This window comes from Pseudomonas sp. Q11, from assembly GCF_024494355.1.
Taxonomy (GTDB): Bacteria; Pseudomonadota; Gammaproteobacteria; order Pseudomonadales; family Pseudomonadaceae; genus Aquipseudomonas; species Aquipseudomonas hefeiensis.
Genome location: NZ_JAKNQY010000014.1, coordinates 141,167 through 161,081, shown reverse-complemented (window position 1 = coordinate 161,081; position 19,915 = coordinate 141,167). Strand labels below are relative to the sequence as shown.

Genomic DNA, 19,915 nt, shown 5'->3' with positions numbered 1-19,915 from the left:
GCATCCCGGCAAGCTGACCCGCCGCTATCGCGAGCAAGCTTTGCTCCCACAGGGTTTTTGGGCAAATACAACGCCTGCGCACGACTCGGAAAAACTGTGGGAGCGAGCCCGCTCGCGATGACGGCGGCACATTCAACATCTCCTGCAAGCTGACCCGCCGCTATCGCGAGCAAGCTTTGCTCCCACAGGTCTTTTGGGACGAATACAACGCCTGCGCATGACTCGGAAAACGGTGGGGGCGAGCCTGCCCCCACTGGATTGCATTCCGCGCCTTGGTTAGTACCTCTATTTCAGCCTCTGACAAAAGTTGGAAGGCTTCTTGCAATACCCCGTCTGCGCCCGTTCCGGGCGTCAAAAGTTTGCTTCACAGGAACGGGGATTATTGGTGGATCGCTCTCAGTTACTCAGCACCGCGCGCAACAACGTAGCCGACCTCAGCCGGGGTAATCTGGGCGTGCCGTTGCTGCTGCTGGTCATGCTCGCCATGATGATGCTGCCGGTGCCCCCGTTTTTGCTGGACGTGTTCTTCACGTTCAACATTGCGTTGTCCATCGTAGTACTGCTGGTGTGTGTGTACGCATTGCGGCCACTGGATTTTGCAGTGTTCCCGACCATTCTGCTGGTGGCGACGCTGATGCGACTGGCGCTCAACGTGGCGTCCACCCGGGTGGTGATGATCCACGGGCATGAAGGCCACGCCGCTGCCGGTAAGGTGATCCAGGCCTTCGGTGAGGTGGTGATTGGCGGAAACTACGTGGTGGGTATCGTCGTCTTCGCCATTTTGATGATCATCAACTTTGTCGTGGTGACCAAGGGTGCCGGGCGGATCTCCGAAGTGAGCGCGCGTTTCACCCTCGATGCCATGCCCGGCAAGCAAATGGCAATCGACGCCGACCTCAACGCCGGCCTGATCGACCAGGGCCAGGCCAAGGCCCGTCGCCTGGAAGTCGCCCAGGAAGCCGAGTTCTATGGCTCTATGGACGGTGCCAGCAAATTCGTGCGCGGCGACGCCATCGCCGGTCTGCTGATCCTCTTTATCAACCTGATCGGCGGTATGGCTGTCGGTATCTTCCAGCATGGCATGACGTTTGGTGAGTCCGGCAAGGTTTACGCGCTGTTAACCATTGGTGACGGTTTGGTGGCGCAATTGCCATCACTGTTGTTATCCACAGCTGCCGCGATCATGGTGACTCGTGCTTCGGGTTCCGAAGACATGGGCAAGCAGATCGGCCGGCAAATGTTTGCTTCGCCCAAGGCGTTGGCCGTTGCAGCCGGACTGATGGCGGTGATGGGCCTGGTTCCCGGGATGCCCCATTTCTCGTTTCTGAGCATGGCCGCCCTGGCGGCGGGTGCTGCCTACCTGTTCTGGAAGAAGCAGAACGTGCAAAAGGTCCAGGCCCTGCAGGAGGTCAAGCGCCAGCAGGAACTGCTGCCATCGCCGGCTCGGGCCATGGAAACCAAGGAGCTGGGCTGGGACGACGTGACGCCCATTGACATGATCGGCCTGGAAGTCGGCTACCGCCTGATCCCCTTGGTGGACCGCAATCAGGGTGGTCAATTGCTCGCGCGGATCAAGGGTGTGCGCAAGAAGCTGTCCCAGGACCTGGGCTTCCTGATGCCCACCGTACATATTCGAGACAACCTCGACCTGGCGCCAAGTGCCTATCGCTTGACGCTGATGGGGGTGATCCTGGCCGAAGCCGAAATTTACCCGGACCGTGAACTGGCGATCAACCCGGGGCAGGTCTACGGTTCGCTCAACGGCATTACCGCCAAGGATCCGGCTTTTGGTCTGGAAGCGGTGTGGATCGAAATCAGCCAGCGGGCCCAGGCCCAGTCCCTCGGCTATACCGTGGTGGACGCCAGTACCGTGGTCGCGACTCACCTGAACCAGATTCTGTACAAGCACTCCAGCGAGCTGATCGGTCACGAAGAAGTCCAGCAATTGCTGCAAGTACTGGCCAAAGGCTCGCCCAAACTGGCCGAAGAACTGGTGCCCGGCGTGGTTTCGTTGTCGCAATTGCTCAAGGTGTTGCAGGCGCTGTTGGCCGAGCAGGTGCCGGTGCGCGACATTCGCAGCATTGCCGAGGCTATCGCCAACAACGCTTCCAAGAGTCAAGATACCGCCGCTCTGGTCGCTGCGGTACGGGTTGGCGTATCGCGCGCAATCGTCCAAAGCATTGTAGGTACTGAGTCCGAGCTGCCTGTGATCACGCTGGAGCCAAGGTTGGAACAGATATTGCTCAATAGTCTGCAGAAGGCAGGACAAGGCTCGGAAGAGGGTGTTCTGCTGGAGCCAAGCATGGCCGAGAAGCTGCAGCGTTCGCTGATCGATGCAGCCCAGCGGCAGGAGATGCAAGGCCAACCGGTGATCCTGCTGGTGGCCGGTCCGATTCGCGCGATGCTCTCGCGATTCGGGCGCCTCGCGGTCCCGGGGCTGCATGTGCTGGCGTACCAGGAAATACCGGACAACAAGCAAGTGACCATCGTTGCGACAGTAGGGCCCAACGGCTGAGGTAGTGGTTTATGCAAGTGAAGCGTTTTTTCGCCGCCGATATGCGTCAGGCCATGAAGCTGGTTCGTGACGAGCTGGGCGCTGAAGCAGCCATCATCGGCAACCGCCGGATCGCCGGCGGTGTCGAGCTGACGGCGGCTCTGGATTACAAGTTGTCGGCGCTGGCCCCACGCGTTCCCAACATGGAGCTCGAGGATGAGCTGCGCAAGACCCAGTCGCGCATCGCCAGTGCCCAGGCCGAATTGAGCTTGCGCAGCAGCGATGGTGAAGCCAGCGCGGGCACCAATCGTCAATTGTTCGCCGGCCAGCCACTGACCGCCGGACTGCCGTTGACTGCTGCCGAGCCGCTGGTCGAGCAGGCCAAGGCCGAGCCGCGTCGTCCGGCACCAGCCCAGGTAGCGTCAGGCGGTGGCGTCGATCCGCGTGCCCTGGACTCGATGCGCTTCGAACTCAACAGCCTGCGTGAACTGATGGAAGTTCAGCTCGGCTCCCTGGCCTGGAACCAGTTGCAAGGCAACCGTCCGGCCCAGGCTAACCTGTGGCGTCGCCTGCAACGCATCGGCCTGTCCGGCCCGTTGTCCCGCGACCTGCTGGCGCTGATCAACGATATCGAAGAACCTCGCCAGGCCTGGCGCATGCTGCTGGCGCACCTGGCGCGGATGATCGCCACGCCAGAAGTCGAGCCGCTGGAAGAGGGTGGAGTCATTGCCATGGTCGGCCCGGCCGGCATGGGCAAGACCACCACCCTGGCCAAGCTCGCGGCGCGTTATGTACTCAAGTACGGCGCCCAGAGCATCGCCCTGGTGAGCATGGACAGTTTCCGTATCGGTGCCCAGGAACAACTCAAGACCCTGGGTCGGATCCTCAATGTGTCGGTGACCCATGTGGATCCGGGCCAGTCCCTGGCCCAAGCGCTGGAACCGCTGCTGCGCAAGCGCGTCGTGCTGATCGATACCGCCGGCCTGCAAGCCAGTGATCCGGCCTTGCGCATGCAGCTTGAAAGCCTGGCCGGGCGCGGTATCCGGTCAAAAAATTATCTCGTGTTGGCAACCACCAGCCAGAAACAGGTTCTAACCGCCGCATACCACAGCTACAAGCGCTGCGGGCTGGCCGGCTGCATCCTGACTAAACTGGACGAAACGGCAAGCCTGGGCGAGGTGTTGAGCCTGGCGATCGGTCATGATTTACCGGTGGCCTACCTGACCGACGGGCCGCGGATCCCGGATGATTTACATCTGCCGCGCCGTCATCAACTGGTCAGTCGTGCCGTGAGTGTGCAAATGCAGGAAGAACCCAGCGAAGAAGCCATGGCTGATATGTTCGCTGATATCTACCACAGCCCGACCAAACAGGTCGGCTGAGGTAATCATGAATATTTTTTGTACCTACATCGATGGTCTGCCATGCATTGTTCCTTCATGCGAGCGCGCAGCCAGTAATGTGGCCTCCGTCTAAGTAAGACAAGGTAAAGAACGAACATGGGCAGCATGCATCCCGTACAGGTGATCGCGGTGACCGGCGGCAAAGGTGGCGTCGGCAAGACTAACGTGTCAGTGAACTTGTCCCTGGCTCTGGCAGAGCTTGGCCGACGGGTCATGCTGCTGGACGCCGACCTGGGCCTGGCGAACGTCGACGTGCTGCTGGGGCTCACCCCCAAGCGCACGCTGGCGGATGTGATCGAGGGCCGCTGCGAACTGCGCGACGTGCTGTTGCAGGGGCCCGGCGGAATCCGCATCGTGCCCGCGGCGTCCGGCACCCAGAGCATGGTTCACCTGACCCCGGCCCAACACGCCGGTCTGATCCAGGCTTTCAGCGACATCGGTGACAACCTCGATGTGCTGGTGATCGATACTGCTGCCGGTATTGGTGACTCGGTCGTCAGTTTCGTACGCGCTGCCCAGGAAGTGCTCCTGGTGGTCTGCGATGAACCGACGTCCATCACCGACGCCTATGCCCTGATCAAGTTATTGAACCGCGACTACGGCATGAACCGCTTCCGCGTCCTGGCCAACATGGCCCAGAGCCCCCAGGAAGGACGCAACCTGTTCGCCAAGTTGACAAAGGTCACGGATCGTTTCCTGGACGTCGCCCTACAATACGTCGGCGCTGTGCCCTACGACGAAAGCGTACGCAAGGCCGTCCAGAAGCAACGTGCGGTTTATGAAGCCTTTCCCCGTTCCAAATGCGCGCTGGCGTTCAAGGCTATTGCCCAGAAGGTTGATACCTGGCCACTGCCGGCCAACCCGCGCGGGCATCTGGAGTTTTTCGTCGAGCGTCTCGTGCAACAAACAGCAGGGCCCGTGTTATGACAGCCAGCGGTTACAACCATCTCTACAAGAAATCGGCACGGGACGCCCAATACGAACTGATCGAGCGTTACGCGCCTCTGGTCAAGCGTATCGCCTATCACTTGCTGGCGCGTTTGCCGGCCAGTGTCCAGGTCGAAGACCTGATCCAGGCGGGCATGATCGGCCTGCTCGAAGTGTCGAACAAATACGACGCGAGCAAGGGCGCCAGTTTCGAGACCTATGCCGGTATTCGCATTCGCGGGGCGATGCTCGATGAAGTCCGCAAGGGTGATTGGGCACCGCGTTCGGTGCATCGCAATACCCGTATGGTCAGTGACGCAATTCGCGCCATTGAAGCTAAAACCGGGCGTGACGCTAAAGATCACGAGGTTGCGGCCGAACTCCAATTGAGTCTCGATGATTATTACGGGATTTTGAACGATACCTTGGGCAGTCGCCTGTTCAGTTTCGACGACCTGTTGCAGGACGGCGAACACGAAGGGCTGCACGAGGATGGCGCAAGTGCTCACATGGAGCCATCGCGTGATCTGGAAGACGAGCGTTTCCAGAGCGCGCTGGCGGATGCGATTGCCAATTTGCCGGAGCGTGAGCGACTGGTCTTGGCGCTGTACTACGACGAAGAGCTGAACCTCAAGGAAATCGGTGAGGTCCTGGGGGTCAGCGAATCGCGGGTCAGCCAGTTACACAGCCAGTGCGCGGCCCGTTTGCGGGGGCGTTTGGGGGAGTGGCGAGCGCGCTGACAAGCAGTGTGGGGACACTGCGAACGGGATTGGCACGGCTTGCGCCGGGCCAGTCTCCATCCGTTGTGCTCCAGGCCGTTGTCGAGTGTTGTGCCGGATTGATTGAAATGGCGCGTTCAGGTGCTGGGCGCGTTTAAGACTGCTTGGAGGTCGAATTGGACAAGAACATGAAAATCCTCATCGTTGATGACTTCTCAACGATGCGGCGGATCATAAAAAACCTGTTGCGTGACCTTGGGTTCACCAACACGGTCGAGGCCGACGATGGCATCACTGCCATTCCGGTTCTCAACAGCGGAAGCATCGACTTTCTGGTGACTGACTGGAACATGCCCGGCATGACCGGTATCGACTTGCTGCGCCATGTGCGCGCCGACGAAAAACTCAAGCACCTTCCGGTGCTGATGGTCACTGCCGAAGCCAAGCGCGAGCAGATCATCGAAGCGGCCCAGGCCGGTGTGAACGGCTATGTGGTCAAACCCTTCACGGCCCAGGCGTTGAAAGAGAAGATTGAAAAAATCTTCGAACGCATCGGTTAACGGCGCCACGGGGGAGAGCTATGGATAACGAATCTTCAATGGGCGACTTTGAATCGACCCTGAAAAAACATGCCCGCGAACTGGTCGACAGCCTTGAAAAAGGTCGTTTTGGCGATGCGGTTCAAATGATCCATGAGCTCAACCAGACCCGTGACCGCGGTCTGTATCAGGAAGTGGGCAAGCTCACGCGTGAACTGCACAGCGCGATTGTCAATTTTCAGATTGATCCGAATATGCCGCAGGCCGAGGAGGTCTCGCAGATCACCGACGCGACCGAGCGTCTGGGGTATGTGGTCAAGCTGACCGAGGCCGCAGCCAACCGCACCATGGACCTGGTGGAGAGCGCAACGCCGCTGGTCAATGGCCTGAGCGATGAAGCCCAGGCCTTGAGCACCGATTGGGGACGCTTCATGCGGCGCGAAGTCGGAGCTGAGGAGTTTCGGGAACTGGCCCGCCGGGTCGACGGTTTCCTGACGCGCAGCAGTACCGAGAACCGCGCCGTTGCAGGCAACCTCAACGACATTCTGCTGGCTCAGGACTATCAAGACCTGACCGGTCAGGTGATCAAACGGGTGACCCAACTGGTCACCGAAGTGGAAAGCAACCTGCTCAAACTGGTGTTGATGGCCAGCCAGGTCGACCGCTTTGCGGGCATCGAACACGACCGTGAAGCGATGCTCGCTGAAAAAGATCCGCAAAAACATCTCTCTCAGGGTGAAGGTCCGCAAATTCATGCCGATAAAAGAGAAGACGTTGTGTCCGGTCAGGACGATGTGGACGATTTGCTGTCCAGCCTTGGATTTTAGGTTTTAGACCTCTAGGAGCACCCATTAATGAGCTTCGGCGCCGATGAAGAGATCCTTCAGGATTTCCTGGTTGAGGCCGGCGAGATTCTAGAGCAACTGTCCGAACAGCTGGTCGAGCTGGAAAGCCGACCAGATGATGCGGATCTGCTCAATGCAATTTTTCGCGGTTTCCACACTGTAAAAGGAGGCGCCGGCTTCCTCCAGCTCAATGAGCTGGTGGAGTGCTGTCACATTGCCGAGAACGTGTTCGACATCCTGCGCAAGGGTGAGCGTCGCGTTGACTCGGAATTGATGGACGTGGTGCTCGAAGCGCTGGACGCGGTCAACAGCATGTTCAGCGAAGTGCGTGAGCGCTCACCGATCACCGCTGCTACGCCTGAGCTGCTCGCCGCGCTGTCGCGCCTGGCCGAGCCGCAATCGGCTGACGAAGCGGCACCCGCCGCCGAACCGGTCGTTGCCGAGCCGGTCGCCGAGGAGTCGGGTGACATCACCGATAACGAATTCGAACAGCTGCTGGACTCGCTGAATGCCGTCAAGGCCCAAGCCCAGGCCCCGGCAGCGCCTGTTGCTCCGGTTGCCTCGGCGGGTGATGCAGGCAGCGATGAAATCACCGACGCCGAGTTCGAGTCGTTGCTTGATCAGCTTCACGGTAAGGGCCAGTTTGCCGCCGATGCGGTCGTTCCAGCGGCGACCCCGGCCGCCCCGAAAAAAGCGGCGGGCGACAACTCCGATATCACTGACGACGAATTCGAAGCCCTGCTCGATCAGTTGCATGGCAAGGGCACCTTTGCCGTTGATGCACTGGATTCAGCCATCGCTTCGGCGCCGACCCCGGCCAAGCCCGCCGCCGCAGCGGCTGGCAGCGACCTGATCAGCGATCACGAATTCGAATCACTGCTCGACGAGCTGCACGGCAAAGGCAAGTTCAGCGAAGTCGGCACGGCCTCAACTGCCGCGCCTGCCGCAACTGCCGCTGCGCCGGCGCAGACTGCAGCACCCAAACCCGCTGCCAAGGCGCCGGAACCGAAAGCCGAGACACCCAAACCCGCCGCTGCCGCCGCACCGGCGCCAGCCCGTGCGCCGGCGGCTGCACCGGCGGAAAAGCCGGCCAGCGAAGCCGAGACCACCGTTCGGGTCGACACCGCCCGCCTGGACGAGATCATGAACATGGTCGGCGAACTGGTGTTGGTGCGTAACCGCCTGGTGCGCCTGGGCCTTAACAGCCAGGACGAAGCCATGTCCAAGGCCGTGTCGAACCTGGACGTGGTCACGGCCGATTTGCAGACCGCGGTCATGAAGACCCGGATGCAGCCGATCAAGAAAGTTTTCGGGCGCTTCCCACGCCTGGTTCGTGACCTGGCTCGCCAGCTCAAGAAAGAAATCAACCTCGAACTGATGGGCGAAGAGACCGACCTGGACAAGAACCTTGTCGAGGCCTTGGCCGATCCGCTGGTCCACTTGGTGCGCAACGCTGTCGACCACGGCATCGAGTCGCCGCAAGAACGCGAAGAATCAGGCAAGCCCCGTAGCGGCAAGGTCGTGCTGGCCGCCGAGCAGGAGGGCGACCACATCCTGCTGTCGATCTCCGACGATGGCAAAGGCATGGACCCGAATGTGCTGCGCGCCATCGCCGTGAAGCGTGGCGTCATGGACAAGGATGCCGCCGACCGCCTGAGCGACTCCGAGTGCTACAACCTGATCTTTGCTCCGGGCTTCTCGACCAAGACCGAGATTTCCGATGTGTCGGGCCGTGGCGTGGGCATGGACGTGGTGAAAACCAAGATTTCCCAGCTCAACGGTTCGATCAACATCTACTCGACCAAGGGCCAGGGCTCGAAAATCGTCATCAAGGTCCCGCTGACCCTGGCGATCATGCCAACCCTGATGGTGATGCTGGGCAACCAGGCGTTCGCCTTCCCGCTGGTCAATGTCAACGAGATCTTCCACCTCGACCTGTCGCGCACCAACGTGGTGGACGGCCAGGAAGTGGTGATCGTGCGGGACAAGGCACTGCCGCTGTTCTACCTCAAGCGCTGGCTGGTCAGTTCCGCTGCTCATGTCGAGCAGGGCGAAGGCCATGTGGTGATCCTTTCGGTGGGCACTCAGCGGATCGGCTTCGTCGTCGACCAGTTGGTGGGCCAGGAAGAAGTGGTCATCAAGCCGTTGGGCAAGATGCTCCAGGGCACCCCGGGCATGTCCGGCGCCACCATCACCGGTGACGGTCGCATCGCGCTGATCCTCGATGTGCCAAGCATGCTCAAGCGTTACGCCGCACGGCGTATTTGATTCTGGAGGGGCGCGGCCCGCAGCCGCGTCTCGTCTAACGGAGTGTTTATGGTAGTTAAAGTCCTGGTGGTGGACGATTCGGGGTTTTTCCGCCGCCGCGTCTCGGAAATTCTCTCGGCGGACCCGAGTATTCAGGTCGTCGGTACGGCGACCAACGGTAAAGAGGCGATCGATCAGGCACTGGCACTCAAGCCGGACGTGATCACCATGGACTACGAGATGCCAATGATGGATGGCATCACGGCGGTGCGGCATATCATGCAGCGCTGCCCGACCCCTGTATTGATGTTCTCCTCCCTGACCCATGAAGGCGCCCGAGTGACCCTCGATGCGCTGGACGCCGGGGCGGTGGATTTCCTGCCGAAAAATTTCGAAGACATCTCGCGCAACCCCGACAAAGTTCGGCAATTGCTGTGCGAGAAGGTCCACAGCATTTCCCGCAGCAACCGGCGTGTCGGTACCTATAGCGCACCTGCACCTGCACCAGCCCCGGCTTCGTCAGGCAGCTTCAACCCGCCTCCTGCGCGCAGTGCTGCGGCCCCTGTGCCAGCTCGCCCCGCGCCAGCCAGTGCGTCGTCGCCAGCTCCCAAGCGCAAAGCCTACAAACTGGTCGCCATTGGTACGTCCACCGGCGGCCCGGTTGCCTTGCAGCGGGTCTTGACCCAGTTGCCGGCCAACTTTCCGGCTCCGATCGTACTGATCCAGCATATGCCCGCAGCCTTCACCAAGGCGTTCGCTGAACGCCTCGACAAGCTGTGTCGCATCAGCGTCAAGGAGGCCGAGGATGGCGACATCCTGCGTCCGGGCCTGGCGCTGCTGGCGCCGGGCGGCAAGCAGATGATGATCGATGGTCGCGGCGCGGTGAAAATCCTGCCCGGCGATGAGCGCCTCAATTACAAACCGTGCGTGGACATCACTTTCGGTTCCGCGGCTAAATCCTACGGCGACAAAGTTCTGGCGGTGGTGCTTACCGGTATGGGCGCCGACGGTCGCGAAGGCGCGCGCCTGCTCAAGCAGGGCGGCAGCGCCATTTGGGCCCAGGATGAAGCCAGTTGCGTGATCTATGGCATGCCGATGGCGATTGTCAAAGCCGATCTGGCCGACGCGGTGTACGGGCTGGACGACATAGGTAGACACCTGATCGAGGCGTGCCTGTAATGGATGTGCTCAGCCTGATCGGCATCATCATGGCGTTCGTCGCCATTATTGGTGGCAATTACCTGGAAGGCGGTCACCTGGGAGCCTTGGCCAACGGCCCGGCGGCGTTGATCGTGATCGGTGGCACCATCGGCGCTGCGCTGCTGCAGTCGCCCATGAGTGCCTTCAAGCGCGCCATGCAAGTGCTCATCTGGATTCTGTTCCCGCCGCGAGTCGACCTGGCCGGTGGCATCGATCGCGTGGTGAACTGGAGTCTGACCGCTCGCAAGGAAGGCTTGCTGGGGCTGGAAGGGGTGGCCGATGCCGAACCCGACAACTACTCGCGCAAAGGCCTGCAACTGCTGGTGGACGGCGCTGAGCCGGAAGCCATCCGCAGCATCCTGGAAGTGGATTTCTACACTCAGGAAAGCCGTGACATCGAAGCGGCCAAAGTCTTCGAAAGCATGGGTGGCTATGCGCCGACCATCGGCATCATCGGTGCGGTGATGGGCCTGATCCACGTGATGGGCAACCTGGCCGATCCGTCGCAACTGGGCAGCGGCATCGCCGTGGCCTTCGTCGCGACCATTTATGGTGTGGCCAGTGCCAACCTGGTGCTATTGCCGATCGCCGCCAAGCTCAAGTCCATTGCGCTGCGCCAGTCGCGTTATCGCGAGATGTTGCTGGAAGGGATCCTGTCGATCGCCGAAGGTGAAAATCCGCGCTCCATTGAGTTGAAGCTTCAGGGCTTCATGGACTGATGGGAGACATGGAAAATGGCACGTCGCAGGCATCGTGAAGAACACGTCAACCATGAACGCTGGCTCGTTTCTTACGCCGACTTCATCACGCTGCTGTTCGCTTTTTTCGTGGTCATGTATTCGATCTCGTCGGTCAACGAAGGCAAGTACAAGGTTATTTCCGAGGCGCTGATCGGGGTCTTTACCGACTCGGACCGCGCCCTCAAACCCATCCCCATTGGCGATGAGCGACCCAAGACCACCACGCCGGCCAAACCGTTGGTCAGGGACTCCGAGCAGATCGATGCCGGTATCGCCGGCGGCAGTGATCCGTTGAAAAGCATTGCCGATGACATCAGCGCGGCGTTTGGCGACCTGATCAGCTCCAATCAGATGACCGTGCGCGGCAACGAGTTGTGGGTTGAGATCGAACTCAATTCCAGCCTGTTGTTTGGCAGCGGTGATGCCATGCCCAGCGACATGGCGTTCAACATCATCGATAAAGTGGCCGCGATCCTCAGGCCCTTCGACAACCCGATCCACGTCGAAGGCTTCACTGACGACCAGCCGATCCGCACCGCGCAGTACCCGACCAACTGGGAACTGTCATCGGCCCGTTCGGCGAGCATCGTGCGCATGCTCGCCATGCAAGGCGTAAACCCCGGCCGACTGGCGTCGGTGGGCTATGGTGAATTCCAGCCGGTGGCCAACAATGCCACCGCCGAAGGGCGGGCGCGCAACCGGCGGGTGGTGCTGGTGGTGTCGCGCAACCTTGAGGTGCGCCGTAGCCTGACCGGTACCGGCACCGCCCATGCAACACCGGATGCGGCATTGAAGCGCGCTGGCACACAAACTGCACCGACCCAGCCCAAGTCGCCGGGAAGACAGAGCGCCGTCAATTCTCCGTCACCCGCTTTATAACCGAGCTATTTCTCGGCCGAGCCTGTATCGGCCGGGAGGAACAATCCGAATGAGAGTCTGGGCAGTCGCCAATCAAAAAGGTGGTGTGGGTAAAACCACATCTTCCATCGCTTTAGCCGGATTGCTGGCCGAGGCGGGCAAGCGCGTGGTCATGGTCGATCTGGACCCCCACGGCTCGATGACCAGCTACTTTGGTTATGATCCCGATAGCCTGGAGCACAGCAACTACGACCTGTTCCTGCACAAGGGCGGTGTGCCCGAAGGCCTGCCGGGGCAGTTGTTGCAGTCCACCAGTGATGAGCGGATATCCCTGCTGCCATCCAGCACCGCCCTGGCGACCCTGGAACGGCAGTCGCCGGGACAAAGCGGCCTGGGCCTGGTGATCGCCAAGAGTCTGGCGCAACTGTGGCAAGATTTCGATTACGCGATCATCGACAGCCCGCCGCTACTTGGCGTGCTGATGGTCAACGCCCTGGCGGCCAGCCAGCAACTGGTTATCCCGGTGCAGACCGAGCACCTGGCAGTCAAGGGCCTGGAGCGCATGGTCAATACCCTGGCGATGATCAACCGCTCGCGCAAGCAAACGTTGGCTTTCAACATCGTGCCGACCCTGTTTGACCGTCGCACCCAGGCGTCCCTGAGCACCCTGCGCGTCCTGCGGGACATGTACCCGGATGACATCTGGCAAGGCTACATTCCAGTCGACACGCGTTTGCGTGACGCCAGTCGTGCCGGCGTGACCCCTTCGCAATTCGATGGCAAGAGCCGCGGCGTGCTGGCCTACCGGGCGCTGCTCAAGCACCTGCTGGCCCAGCAGCTCGTTTCGCAGCAGGTGGCTTAAGGTGACGAGGCTTACCAAAGGCATTGCGCTCGCTTGTGAGCGCTCAAGTCCTGGCGCATGCATGCCGATAACCTTTTCAAGTGGCGCACTGTTCCTATGAGCCGCCCGATAAAGACAACCTCGCGTCCGCAGTTGGCCCTGCAGTCCTATCTGGATGGGTTGCTGCAGGAAGCAACCGAAGAATTGCCACCGCAAGCGAGCGTGATCGAGGCGTTGCCCGAGCCCGTAGAAGCCGAGGGTGTGCTGGATGAATTTCAAGCGGCCGTGCTCGAAGAGCAGGCTCGTGATGCACAGAAAACAGTGATTGCCGCGGCAGTCGAGGCGCCATTTATCAAGCCTCAGGTGGCAGTGATGGAGGCGCCTGCGCCGATCCTGGCGCCGGTCTCGACCGTTGCACCGTTGCTGCAGGGCCTGGTGACGCCGGTGGTGGAAGTCCATCTGCCACCGAGCAGCCCACCGCCGCCGGTGCCGGCCGACGACCGTCCGGCCTGGGCAGCTGAGCCGTTCGAGTGTTTGTTGTTCGATGTGGCCGGGTTGACCCTGGCGGTGCCGTTGGTATGCCTGGGATCGATTTATTCCCTGGCCGGGCAGGAGCTGACGCCGTTGTTCGGCCAGCCGGAATGGTTTCTGGGGATCCTGCCGAGCCAGGCCGGCAACTTGAAAGTGCTGGATACCGCGCGCTGGGTAATGCCGGACCGTTATCGTGATGACTTTCGCCAAGGCCTGCAGTACGTGATTTCAGTGCAAGGTTATGAATGGGGTTTGGCGGTACATCAGGTCAGTCGCTCGCTGCGCCTGGACCCGAACGAGATCAAGTGGCGCAGCCATCGAGGGCAACGGCCATGGTTGGCCGGTACGGTGATCGAGCATATGTGCGCCTTGCTGGACGTTTCCGAGCTGGCTGAGTTGATCGCCAGCGGCGGGGCAAAACACCTGGGCGGCGCCAAGCCGGTCCAGAAACCGAAATAAGACAACCGGTGACGCACAGCGTCACGGGGCAGAACACACACCGCCACAGGCGGTTTTTCGAGGGGTCAGGGTATGAATGATAAGGCGTCGTCTCTCAAGGGTTCCGAAGATCCGATTTTGCAATGGGTAACCTTCAAGCTCGATAACGAAACCTACGGCATCAACGTGATGCGCGTTCAGGAAGTGCTGCGCTATACCGAGATCGCCCCGGTACCGGGTGCGCCAAGCTACGTGCTGGGCATCATCAACCTGCGCGGTAACGTGGTCACGGTGATCGACACTCGCCAGCGGTTTGGCCTTAATTCCACCGAGGTCAACGACAACACCCGGATCGTGATCATCGAGGCCGACAAGCAAGTGGTCGGCATTCTCGTCGACAGCGTCGCTGAAGTGGTTTACTTGCGTCAGTCGGAGATCGAAACCGCGCCTAACGTCGGTAACGAAGAGTCAGCCAAGTTCATCCAGGGTGTGTGCAACAAGAACAACGAGTTGCTGATCCTGGTCGAGCTGGAGAAGATGATGAGCGAAGAGGAATGGTCGGAACTGGAGAGTATCTGATTTGATTCTTGAGGTAGCAGTCATTGTCCTGTTCCTTTTCTGGGCAGGCACGCTGGCGATGTTTGTCGCGTACATACGCGGCCAGCGGCAGATCGCCGCTCAGCAGGCCCAGGGCGATGCGTTGCGCGATCAACGCATCAGGGACCTGGCCAAACGCGTCGACGATTACCAGAACGGCACCGTGCGCATGGGCGAAGCCCTGCACGAGCTACGCGCCGTGGTTGCCCCGTTGCCGGACAAACTGGCCCAACTGGAACAGCGCGACCCCTCCAGCCTGTCCTTCGCCCAGGCCGCTCGCTTGGTGGGCATGGGCGCCAGCGTCGACGAACTGACCCAAGCCTGCGGCCTGACGCAGGCCGAGGCGGAGTTGATGAGTAAGTTGCATAAGGGCAGTTGATAGCGTTAAGCGGCAAGCTGCAAGAAAGATCAAGAGACCGCAGCCTTTGGCAGTTCCCACAGAGGTTCACATCCCCTGTAGGCGCTGGCGAAGGCTGCGATTTTTTTTGACAAAGGCCCACCCATCTTCAGTGAATACATCACCGTGGCGAGGGAGCTTGCTCCCGCTGGGCTGCGCAGTGGCCCCCACGCTTTTTGCAGTCGCTGCGCCTGGGGCGGCTGCGCCACCCAGCGGGAGCAAGCTCCCTCGCCACAAGAGCGGTCCTTGCAGGATTTTTGAGATCAATAATCGTCGCCGCGCTCTGTCACATCCTTCTCGACACTTGGCGCGTTCGGGTCGTAGCCCTGGGGGAATTTCCCTTTCAAATTCCAGGCAAAGGCGATGATCTCGGCAATCGTGCGGTACAACTCTTCCGGGATGCTGTCGCCCAACTCCATCCGCGCCAACAGCTTCACCAGCTCGGCATTTTCATAGATTGGCACTTCGCTTTCCCGGGCGATCCGCAGGATTTCCTCGGCCAGGGCTTCATCGCCCTTGGCGGTGAGGGTCGGGGCGTGGAGGCCGTCGTACTTGAGGGCGATGGCCTGGCGTGGTGCGGTGTCGGTTGTCATGCGGTTTCGTCCACCCAGCGTTGTTCCAGCCGAGTCTTGGGGCCTTGGGGTGGGGTGCCGAGGTGGCAGTCCAGGTCGCCAACGTTCAAGCCGCAGGTCACCAGGCGCTCACGCAGCGCTATCAGATTGCTTTCGATCAGGCTCGCGGTGTATGGCCGCTCGGCCCACAGCTGGCTCGACAGGCTGCCGCTGAGCAATTGGGCCTGAATCTGCAGCGGCCCAAGCGGCTCCATGTCGAACGCCAGCTCGACCCGCCAGAGCTGTTGTCTCGGCTCGCGTTCTTCACGGCGTTCCTGTGACTCTTCCCGGGGCGGGGTTTCCTCGCGCTGGAATTTGACCTGCAGCGGCACGATGTCCTGCAGGTTGCGCATGGGGATTTCCAACTGCCAGGTACTCATCAGCCGACCGTCGTCGGTCAGGCCGGTTTGTTCCAGGCTCGACAACTGATGGCTTTGCAGGCGCGACACGGCGGCGGCGGCCAGGCGCAGCAGTTGTTCCAGATCGCCTTCGTCGTCCTGGCCTTTCAGCAGGCGCGAGGGCAGGGGGAAACTGGTGGGTTGCGGCTTGACGCTGACCTGGCCGAGGGTTCCCAGAGCATTACGCACGAAGCTGGGCAGCGCCTGGGCCAACGTGTTGGCGGCAATGATGGCGGTGAGGTTGGTTGAGGCGGGCAGGGCCGGTGTCAGTTGGGCGATCAGTTTCAGCAGATCGCCCTTCATGTCTGGTGCCAGGCTCGGTCCTTGCCCGGCCAGCAGTTTGCTTTCCAGGAACGTGCCGCTGGCGGCCATGGCCAGGGCCAGCCCTTTGGGCGTACTCAGTTGCTGGACATCCGGCAGGCCCGCCAACAGACGTGTCACTGCGGCGCGCAGCTCGGCGCCAGTGTCGTCGCCGGTCGGAAGCTTTTGCAGCGCGCTGATCAAACTGTCCAGCGAGCCCTGGCGGTTCATCTGCGTGACCAGTTGCTGGCTCACCGCCAGTTGTTCCTGGCGGTTGCTCAGGGGGACGAATTTCAAGGTCTGGGCATCCTGCACCTGAGCGCTCAACAGCGTGCCGATGCGCAGCGGCTGCGGGCTGTCGATGTCCAGGGTACTGCCGGCCTGGACGGTGTTGAGCAGGCCCACCAGCGAGCGGTAAACCGCCGGTTGCCCCGGCAATTGCGGCAATGCCTGGCTGGTGAGTACCTTGCCTTGCAACAGAGTGCCGACTGGCATCTGTGCCGTGTCGATTCGGGTCAGGGTGGCGACGCTGGAGGCGATGGCCTGCTGCACGGTAATTGCCAGGTTGCTGGCGGACGGCTGAGTCACGGCCAGGCTGGTGCCTTGGGGCAATGGCTGGGTACTGGTGGCTTGCACGGTGGTTTGGCGGCCGCTCTCCAAGGTGACCTTGAGCAACAGCTGGAAGGCCTGTTCCGCTTGCTTGAGCGACAACACCTCGGCCTTGGCGATCTGGCCTGCACCGATCAGGCCTTCGACCGGCGTCAGCAATTTGAGCAGTTCGCCCGTGACCGCCGGCATACGTGTCGTTGCCGGGGCCTGAGGCAGCGGCGGGATGTTCATGTCGCCTGTCATCTGCGGTCTTACCTTGGGAAACTAATTGAGCACGCCCCCTGGGGCATGACATGTATAATGCCGCCGGTCTTTCAGGGAGTGGCGAAAACCTTGCAATTGTTTGACGCAGCTCTGTGGAACCGGCCACCAAAGCATCTATGCTGCACCTCTTTAACGGCCGCTGCATTGCCGACTTGAACCGTATAAGGCCCGCGATCCCTTGACCAGTCCTCTCCTGCAAACCGTCGGCCTCGCCTGTGAGCGAGATTTGCGTCTGCTTTTCGAAAGTCTCGAATTGAGACTCTCGCGTGGCGATATGGTGCAGATCAGCGGTCCCAACGGCAGTGGCAAGACCAGCCTGTTGCGCCTGTTGGCCGGGTTGATGCAGCCGACCGCAGGCCAAGTGCTGCTCAATGGCCAGCCGTTGCACAGCCAGCGCAGCGAACTGGCCCGTAATCTGCTCTGGATTGGCCATGCCGCCGGCATCAAGGATTTGCTGACGCCTGAAGAGAACCTCAGTTGGCTCTGCGCGCTGCATCGACCGGCCGGGCGCGAGGCGATCTGGCAGGCGCTGGCGACGGTGGGCCTGCGCGGCTTCGAAGACGTGCCGTGCCACACCCTCTCCGCCGGCCAACAGCGCCGCGTGGCCCTGGCCCGGTTATATCTGGACAGCCCACCGCTATGGATTCTCGACGAGCCGTTCACCGCCCTGGACAAGCAAGGCGTGGCGCAGCTCGAGGAGCACCTGGCCGGGCACTGCGAGGGTGGCGGCATGGTGCTGTTGACCACCCACCATACATTGGCGCGGATGCCGTCCGGTTATCGCAACATTGATCTGGGGAACTGGGCCGTATGAGTGTGTTTGGCTTGTTGCTTGCCCGCGAGGCGCGCCTGTTGTTCCGCCGTCCGGCCGAACTGGCCAATCCGCTGGTGTTTTTTGCGATCGTCATTGCTTTGTTCCCTTTGGCGGTGGGTCCTGAGACTCAATTGTTGCAAACCTTGTCGCCGGGGTTGGTCTGGGTGGCAGCGCTTTTATCGGTCCTGCTCTCGCTGGACGGGCTTTTCCGCAGTGATTTCGAGGACGGTTCCCTGGAGCAGTGGGTCCTTTCGTCGCACCCCCTGGCCCTTCTGGTTTTGGCCAAGGTACTGGCACACTGGGTTTTTTCCGGCCTGGCGCTGGTGCTGCTCTCGCCGCTGCTGGCGATGATGCTGGGCTTGCCCGCCGCCTGCATACCGGTATTGTTGGCGTCTCTGTTGCTGGGCACGCCGGTGTTGAGCCTGCTCGGTGCAGTCGGTGCAGCATTGACGGTGGGGTTGAAGCGCGGTGGCCTGTTGTTGGCGCTGCTGATCCTGCCGTTGTATATCCCGGTGTTGATCCTGGGCAGTGGCGCTTTGCAAGCCGCACTGCAAGGCATGCCGGCAACCGGTTATCTGCTGTGGCTTGGGAGCCTGACCGCCCTGGCGATAACCCTGACACCCTTTGCAATAGCCGCTGGCCTGAAGATCAGCGTCGGCGAATAATAATGAGGCCTGGTCAAGAACTGACCACTTCTTTTGAAGTAAAGGCTGACCTGGCGGCTCGTGATGGCGAGCCGCCACCGTGATGGAAACAGCAATGAACTGGACCTGGTTTCATAAGCTCGGCTCACCCAAGTGGTTCTACGGCATCAGCGGCAAACTGCTGCCCTGGTTGAGCCTCTTCGCGCTGCTGCTGATCGGCGTCGGCGTGGTCTGGGGCCTGGCATTCGCACCGCCGGACTACCAGCAAGGCAACAGCTTTCGCATCATCTACATTCACGTTCCCACGGCGCTGCTGGCCCAGTCCATCTACGTGATGCTGGCGGTGTGCGGCGTGGTCGGGCTGGTGTGGAAGATGAAGCTGGCGGACGTGGCCCTGCAATGCGCCGCGCCCATCGGTGCCTGGATGACCGCCGTGGCACTGGTCACCGGCGCGATCTGGGGCAAGCCGACCTGGGGCTCGTGGTGGGTCTGGGATGCCCGACTGACGTCGATGCTGATCCTGCTGTTTTTGTACTTCGGTCTTATTGCGCTGGGCAACGCCATCAGCAATCGTGACAGCGCCGCCAAGGCCTGCGCGGTGCTGGCGATTGTCGGCGTGATCAACATCCCGATCATCAAGTACTCGGTGGAGTGGTGGAACACCCTGCACCAGGGCGCGACCTTCACCCTCACGGAAAAACCGGCGATGCCCGTGCAGATGTGGCTGCCGCTGTTGTTGACCGTGCTGGGTTTCTACTGCTTCTTCGGCGCGGTGCTGTTATTGCGCATGCGCCTGGAAGTGCTCAAGCGCGAGTCCCGGGCCAGTTGGGTGAAGGCAGAAGTACAGAACAGCCTGGAGGCCGCTCGATGAGTTTTGCATCATTCGGCGATTTTCTCGCCATGGGCCATCACGGCCTGTATGTCTGGTCCGCCTATGGCATCTGCCTGGCGGTGCTGGCCCTCAACGTGGCGGCGCCGATCCTGGCCCGCAAGCGGTATCTGCAACAAGAGGCGCGTCGTCTGCGCCGGGAGAACGGTCAGTGAATCCGCTGCGCAAAAAACGTCTTGTCATCATTCTTGCCATCCTGGTGGGGGTCGGCGCCGCGGTCGGCCTGGCCCTGAGCGCCCTGCAACAGAACATCAACCTGTTCTACACCCCGACCCAGATTGCCAACGGCGAAGCGCCCAAGGACACGCGCATTCGTGCAGGCGGCATGGTGGAGGAGGGATCCCTGGTGCGTACCGGGGATTCGCTGGACGTGAAATTCAACGTCACCGATTTCAACAAGACGGTGACCATCACCTATCGTGGCATCCTGCCGGACCTGTTTCGCGAAGGGCAGGGCATCGTCGCCCTGGGCAAACTCAACGCCGATGGCGTGGTGGTGGCCGATGAAGTCCTGGCCAAGCACGACGAAAAATACATGCCGCCGGAAGTGACCAAGGCTTTGAAAGACAGCGGCCAGTCGGCGCCCGCTCCCGTGAAGGAGGGTTGATCG

General features: G+C 61.1%; 21 protein-coding genes. 19 read left to right on the top strand and 2 right to left on the bottom strand.

Going from position 1 to position 19,915, the window contains the following annotated elements:
* Positions 1-385: 385 nt before the first annotated feature.
* From flhA to MA884_RS16405, 14 genes are all read left to right on the top strand, one after another.
* Positions 386-2,515 (top strand): flagellar biosynthesis protein FlhA, encoded by a 2,130-nt coding sequence (flhA, locus tag MA884_RS16470; RefSeq protein ID WP_256231499.1) that lies wholly within the window; start codon positions 386-388, stop codon positions 2,513-2,515.
* A gap of 11 nt (positions 2,516-2,526) precedes the next feature.
* A complete protein-coding gene (gene flhF / locus MA884_RS16465) occupies positions 2,527-3,876 on the top strand; it encodes a flagellar biosynthesis protein FlhF (protein ID WP_256231498.1) in 1,350 nt (449 codons plus the stop codon).
* Between the two features lie 117 nt (positions 3,877-3,993).
* Positions 3,994-4,824 carry a flagellar synthesis regulator FleN gene (fleN, locus tag MA884_RS16460; protein WP_003184001.1) on the top strand — a complete coding sequence of 277 codons (831 nt, stop codon included), beginning with the start codon at positions 3,994-3,996 and terminating at the stop codon, positions 4,822-4,824.
* Complete coding sequence (gene fliA / locus MA884_RS16455) at positions 4,821-5,564, top strand: RNA polymerase sigma factor FliA (RefSeq protein ID WP_003184000.1); 744 nt, start codon at positions 4,821-4,823, stop codon at positions 5,562-5,564. The genes fleN and fliA overlap by 4 nt, the downstream gene beginning before the upstream one ends.
* 167 nt (positions 5,565-5,731) lie before the next feature.
* Entirely contained in the window at positions 5,732-6,103 is a 372-nt protein-coding gene (locus MA884_RS16450) for a chemotaxis response regulator CheY (protein ID WP_008006721.1), read from the top strand.
* 20 nt (positions 6,104-6,123) lie between these two features.
* Positions 6,124-6,909, top strand: coding sequence for a protein phosphatase CheZ (locus tag MA884_RS16445; RefSeq protein ID WP_256231497.1), 786 nt, complete (start codon positions 6,124-6,126; stop codon positions 6,907-6,909).
* A 27-nt stretch (positions 6,910-6,936) separates the two neighbouring features.
* A complete protein-coding gene (locus tag MA884_RS16440; protein ID WP_256231496.1) occupies positions 6,937-9,195 on the top strand; it encodes a chemotaxis protein CheA in 2,259 nt (752 codons plus the stop codon).
* Between the two features lie 48 nt (positions 9,196-9,243).
* The gene (locus MA884_RS16435) at positions 9,244-10,353 is read left to right on the top strand and encodes a chemotaxis response regulator protein-glutamate methylesterase (RefSeq protein ID WP_256231495.1); all 1,110 of its coding nucleotides are present in this window, start codon (positions 9,244-9,246) and stop codon (positions 10,351-10,353) included.
* Positions 10,353-11,093, top strand: a complete 741-nt coding sequence (locus MA884_RS16430) for a flagellar motor protein (RefSeq protein ID WP_256231494.1) — start codon at positions 10,353-10,355, stop codon at positions 11,091-11,093. Before MA884_RS16435 ends, MA884_RS16430 begins: the two co-directional genes overlap by 1 nt.
* 15 nt (positions 11,094-11,108) lie before the next feature.
* The gene (gene motD / locus MA884_RS16425) at positions 11,109-11,993 is read left to right on the top strand and encodes a flagellar motor protein MotD (protein ID WP_256231493.1); all 885 of its coding nucleotides are present in this window, start codon (positions 11,109-11,111) and stop codon (positions 11,991-11,993) included.
* A 49-nt stretch (positions 11,994-12,042) separates the two neighbouring features.
* Complete coding sequence (locus MA884_RS16420; RefSeq protein WP_256231492.1) at positions 12,043-12,834, top strand: ParA family protein; 792 nt, start codon at positions 12,043-12,045, stop codon at positions 12,832-12,834.
* A 96-nt stretch (positions 12,835-12,930) separates the two neighbouring features.
* Positions 12,931-13,803, top strand: coding sequence for a CheW domain-containing protein (locus tag MA884_RS16415; protein WP_256231491.1), 873 nt, complete (start codon positions 12,931-12,933; stop codon positions 13,801-13,803).
* Between the two features lie 72 nt (positions 13,804-13,875).
* Complete coding sequence (locus MA884_RS16410; RefSeq protein WP_024778681.1) at positions 13,876-14,361, top strand: chemotaxis protein CheW; 486 nt, start codon at positions 13,876-13,878, stop codon at positions 14,359-14,361.
* A 1-nt stretch (position 14,362) separates the two neighbouring features.
* A complete protein-coding gene (locus tag MA884_RS16405; RefSeq protein WP_256231490.1) occupies positions 14,363-14,758 on the top strand; it encodes a DUF2802 domain-containing protein in 396 nt (131 codons plus the stop codon).
* Between the two features lie 281 nt (positions 14,759-15,039).
* On the opposite strand, the gene MA884_RS16400 is transcribed toward MA884_RS16405, so the two are convergent.
* Both MA884_RS16400 and MA884_RS16395 read right to left on the bottom strand, forming a co-directional pair.
* Positions 15,040-15,369 (bottom strand): EscU/YscU/HrcU family type III secretion system export apparatus switch protein, encoded by a 330-nt coding sequence (locus MA884_RS16400; protein ID WP_256231489.1) that lies wholly within the window; start codon positions 15,367-15,369, stop codon positions 15,040-15,042.
* Positions 15,366-16,937 carry a flagellar hook-length control protein FliK gene (locus MA884_RS16395; protein WP_256231488.1) on the bottom strand — a complete coding sequence of 524 codons (1,572 nt, stop codon included), beginning with the start codon at positions 16,935-16,937 and terminating at the stop codon, positions 15,366-15,368. Before MA884_RS16395 ends, MA884_RS16400 begins: the two co-directional genes overlap by 4 nt.
* Positions 16,938-17,136: 199 nt before the next feature.
* On the opposite strand from MA884_RS16395, the gene ccmA reads away from it, so the two are divergent.
* From ccmA to ccmE, 5 genes are all read left to right on the top strand, one after another.
* Positions 17,137-17,772 (top strand): cytochrome c biogenesis heme-transporting ATPase CcmA, encoded by a 636-nt coding sequence (gene ccmA / locus MA884_RS16390; RefSeq protein WP_256231487.1) that lies wholly within the window; start codon positions 17,137-17,139, stop codon positions 17,770-17,772.
* The gene (gene ccmB / locus MA884_RS16385) at positions 17,769-18,437 is read left to right on the top strand and encodes a heme exporter protein CcmB (protein ID WP_256231486.1); all 669 of its coding nucleotides are present in this window, start codon (positions 17,769-17,771) and stop codon (positions 18,435-18,437) included. Before ccmA ends, ccmB begins: the two co-directional genes overlap by 4 nt.
* Before the next feature lie 94 nt (positions 18,438-18,531).
* A complete protein-coding gene (locus tag MA884_RS16380; protein WP_256231485.1) occupies positions 18,532-19,287 on the top strand; it encodes a heme ABC transporter permease in 756 nt (251 codons plus the stop codon).
* Positions 19,284-19,460 carry a heme exporter protein CcmD gene (ccmD, locus tag MA884_RS16375; RefSeq protein WP_007939192.1) on the top strand — a complete coding sequence of 59 codons (177 nt, stop codon included), beginning with the start codon at positions 19,284-19,286 and terminating at the stop codon, positions 19,458-19,460. The genes MA884_RS16380 and ccmD overlap by 4 nt, the downstream gene beginning before the upstream one ends.
* Positions 19,457-19,912 carry a cytochrome c maturation protein CcmE gene (gene ccmE / locus MA884_RS16370; protein ID WP_256231484.1) on the top strand — a complete coding sequence of 152 codons (456 nt, stop codon included), beginning with the start codon at positions 19,457-19,459 and terminating at the stop codon, positions 19,910-19,912. Before ccmD ends, ccmE begins: the two co-directional genes overlap by 4 nt.
* The last annotated feature ends 3 nt before the right edge of the window (positions 19,913-19,915 follow it).

Bases quoted from the DNA above. Each gene is read 5' to 3' on its own strand.
- flhF (WP_256231498.1), top strand. From the start codon at position 2,527: ATGCAAGTGAAGCGTTTTTTCGCCGCCGATATGCGTCAGGCCATGAAG.
- fleN (WP_003184001.1), top strand. From the start codon at position 3,994: ATGGGCAGCATGCATCCCGTACAGGTGATCGCGGTGACCGGCGGCAAA.
- fliA (WP_003184000.1), top strand. From the start codon at position 4,821: ATGACAGCCAGCGGTTACAACCATCTCTACAAGAAATCGGCACGGGAC.
- MA884_RS16450 (WP_008006721.1), top strand. From the start codon at position 5,732: ATGAAAATCCTCATCGTTGATGACTTCTCAACGATGCGGCGGATCATA.
- MA884_RS16445 (WP_256231497.1), top strand. From the start codon at position 6,124: ATGGATAACGAATCTTCAATGGGCGACTTTGAATCGACCCTGAAAAAA.
- MA884_RS16440 (WP_256231496.1), top strand. From the start codon at position 6,937: ATGAGCTTCGGCGCCGATGAAGAGATCCTTCAGGATTTCCTGGTTGAG.
- MA884_RS16435 (WP_256231495.1), top strand. From the start codon at position 9,244: ATGGTAGTTAAAGTCCTGGTGGTGGACGATTCGGGGTTTTTCCGCCGC.
- MA884_RS16430 (WP_256231494.1), top strand. From the start codon at position 10,353: ATGGATGTGCTCAGCCTGATCGGCATCATCATGGCGTTCGTCGCCATT.
- motD (WP_256231493.1), top strand. From the start codon at position 11,109: ATGGCACGTCGCAGGCATCGTGAAGAACACGTCAACCATGAACGCTGG.
- MA884_RS16420 (WP_256231492.1), top strand. From the start codon at position 12,043: ATGAGAGTCTGGGCAGTCGCCAATCAAAAAGGTGGTGTGGGTAAAACC.
- MA884_RS16415 (WP_256231491.1), top strand. From the start codon at position 12,931: ATGAGCCGCCCGATAAAGACAACCTCGCGTCCGCAGTTGGCCCTGCAG.
- MA884_RS16410 (WP_024778681.1), top strand. From the start codon at position 13,876: ATGAATGATAAGGCGTCGTCTCTCAAGGGTTCCGAAGATCCGATTTTG.
- MA884_RS16400 (WP_256231489.1), bottom strand. From the start codon at position 15,369: ATGACAACCGACACCGCACCACGCCAGGCCATCGCCCTCAAGTACGAC.
- MA884_RS16395 (WP_256231488.1), bottom strand. From the start codon at position 16,937: ATGACAGGCGACATGAACATCCCGCCGCTGCCTCAGGCCCCGGCAACG.
- ccmB (WP_256231486.1), top strand. From the start codon at position 17,769: ATGAGTGTGTTTGGCTTGTTGCTTGCCCGCGAGGCGCGCCTGTTGTTC.
- MA884_RS16380 (WP_256231485.1), top strand. From the start codon at position 18,532: ATGAACTGGACCTGGTTTCATAAGCTCGGCTCACCCAAGTGGTTCTAC.
- ccmD (WP_007939192.1), top strand. From the start codon at position 19,284: ATGAGTTTTGCATCATTCGGCGATTTTCTCGCCATGGGCCATCACGGC.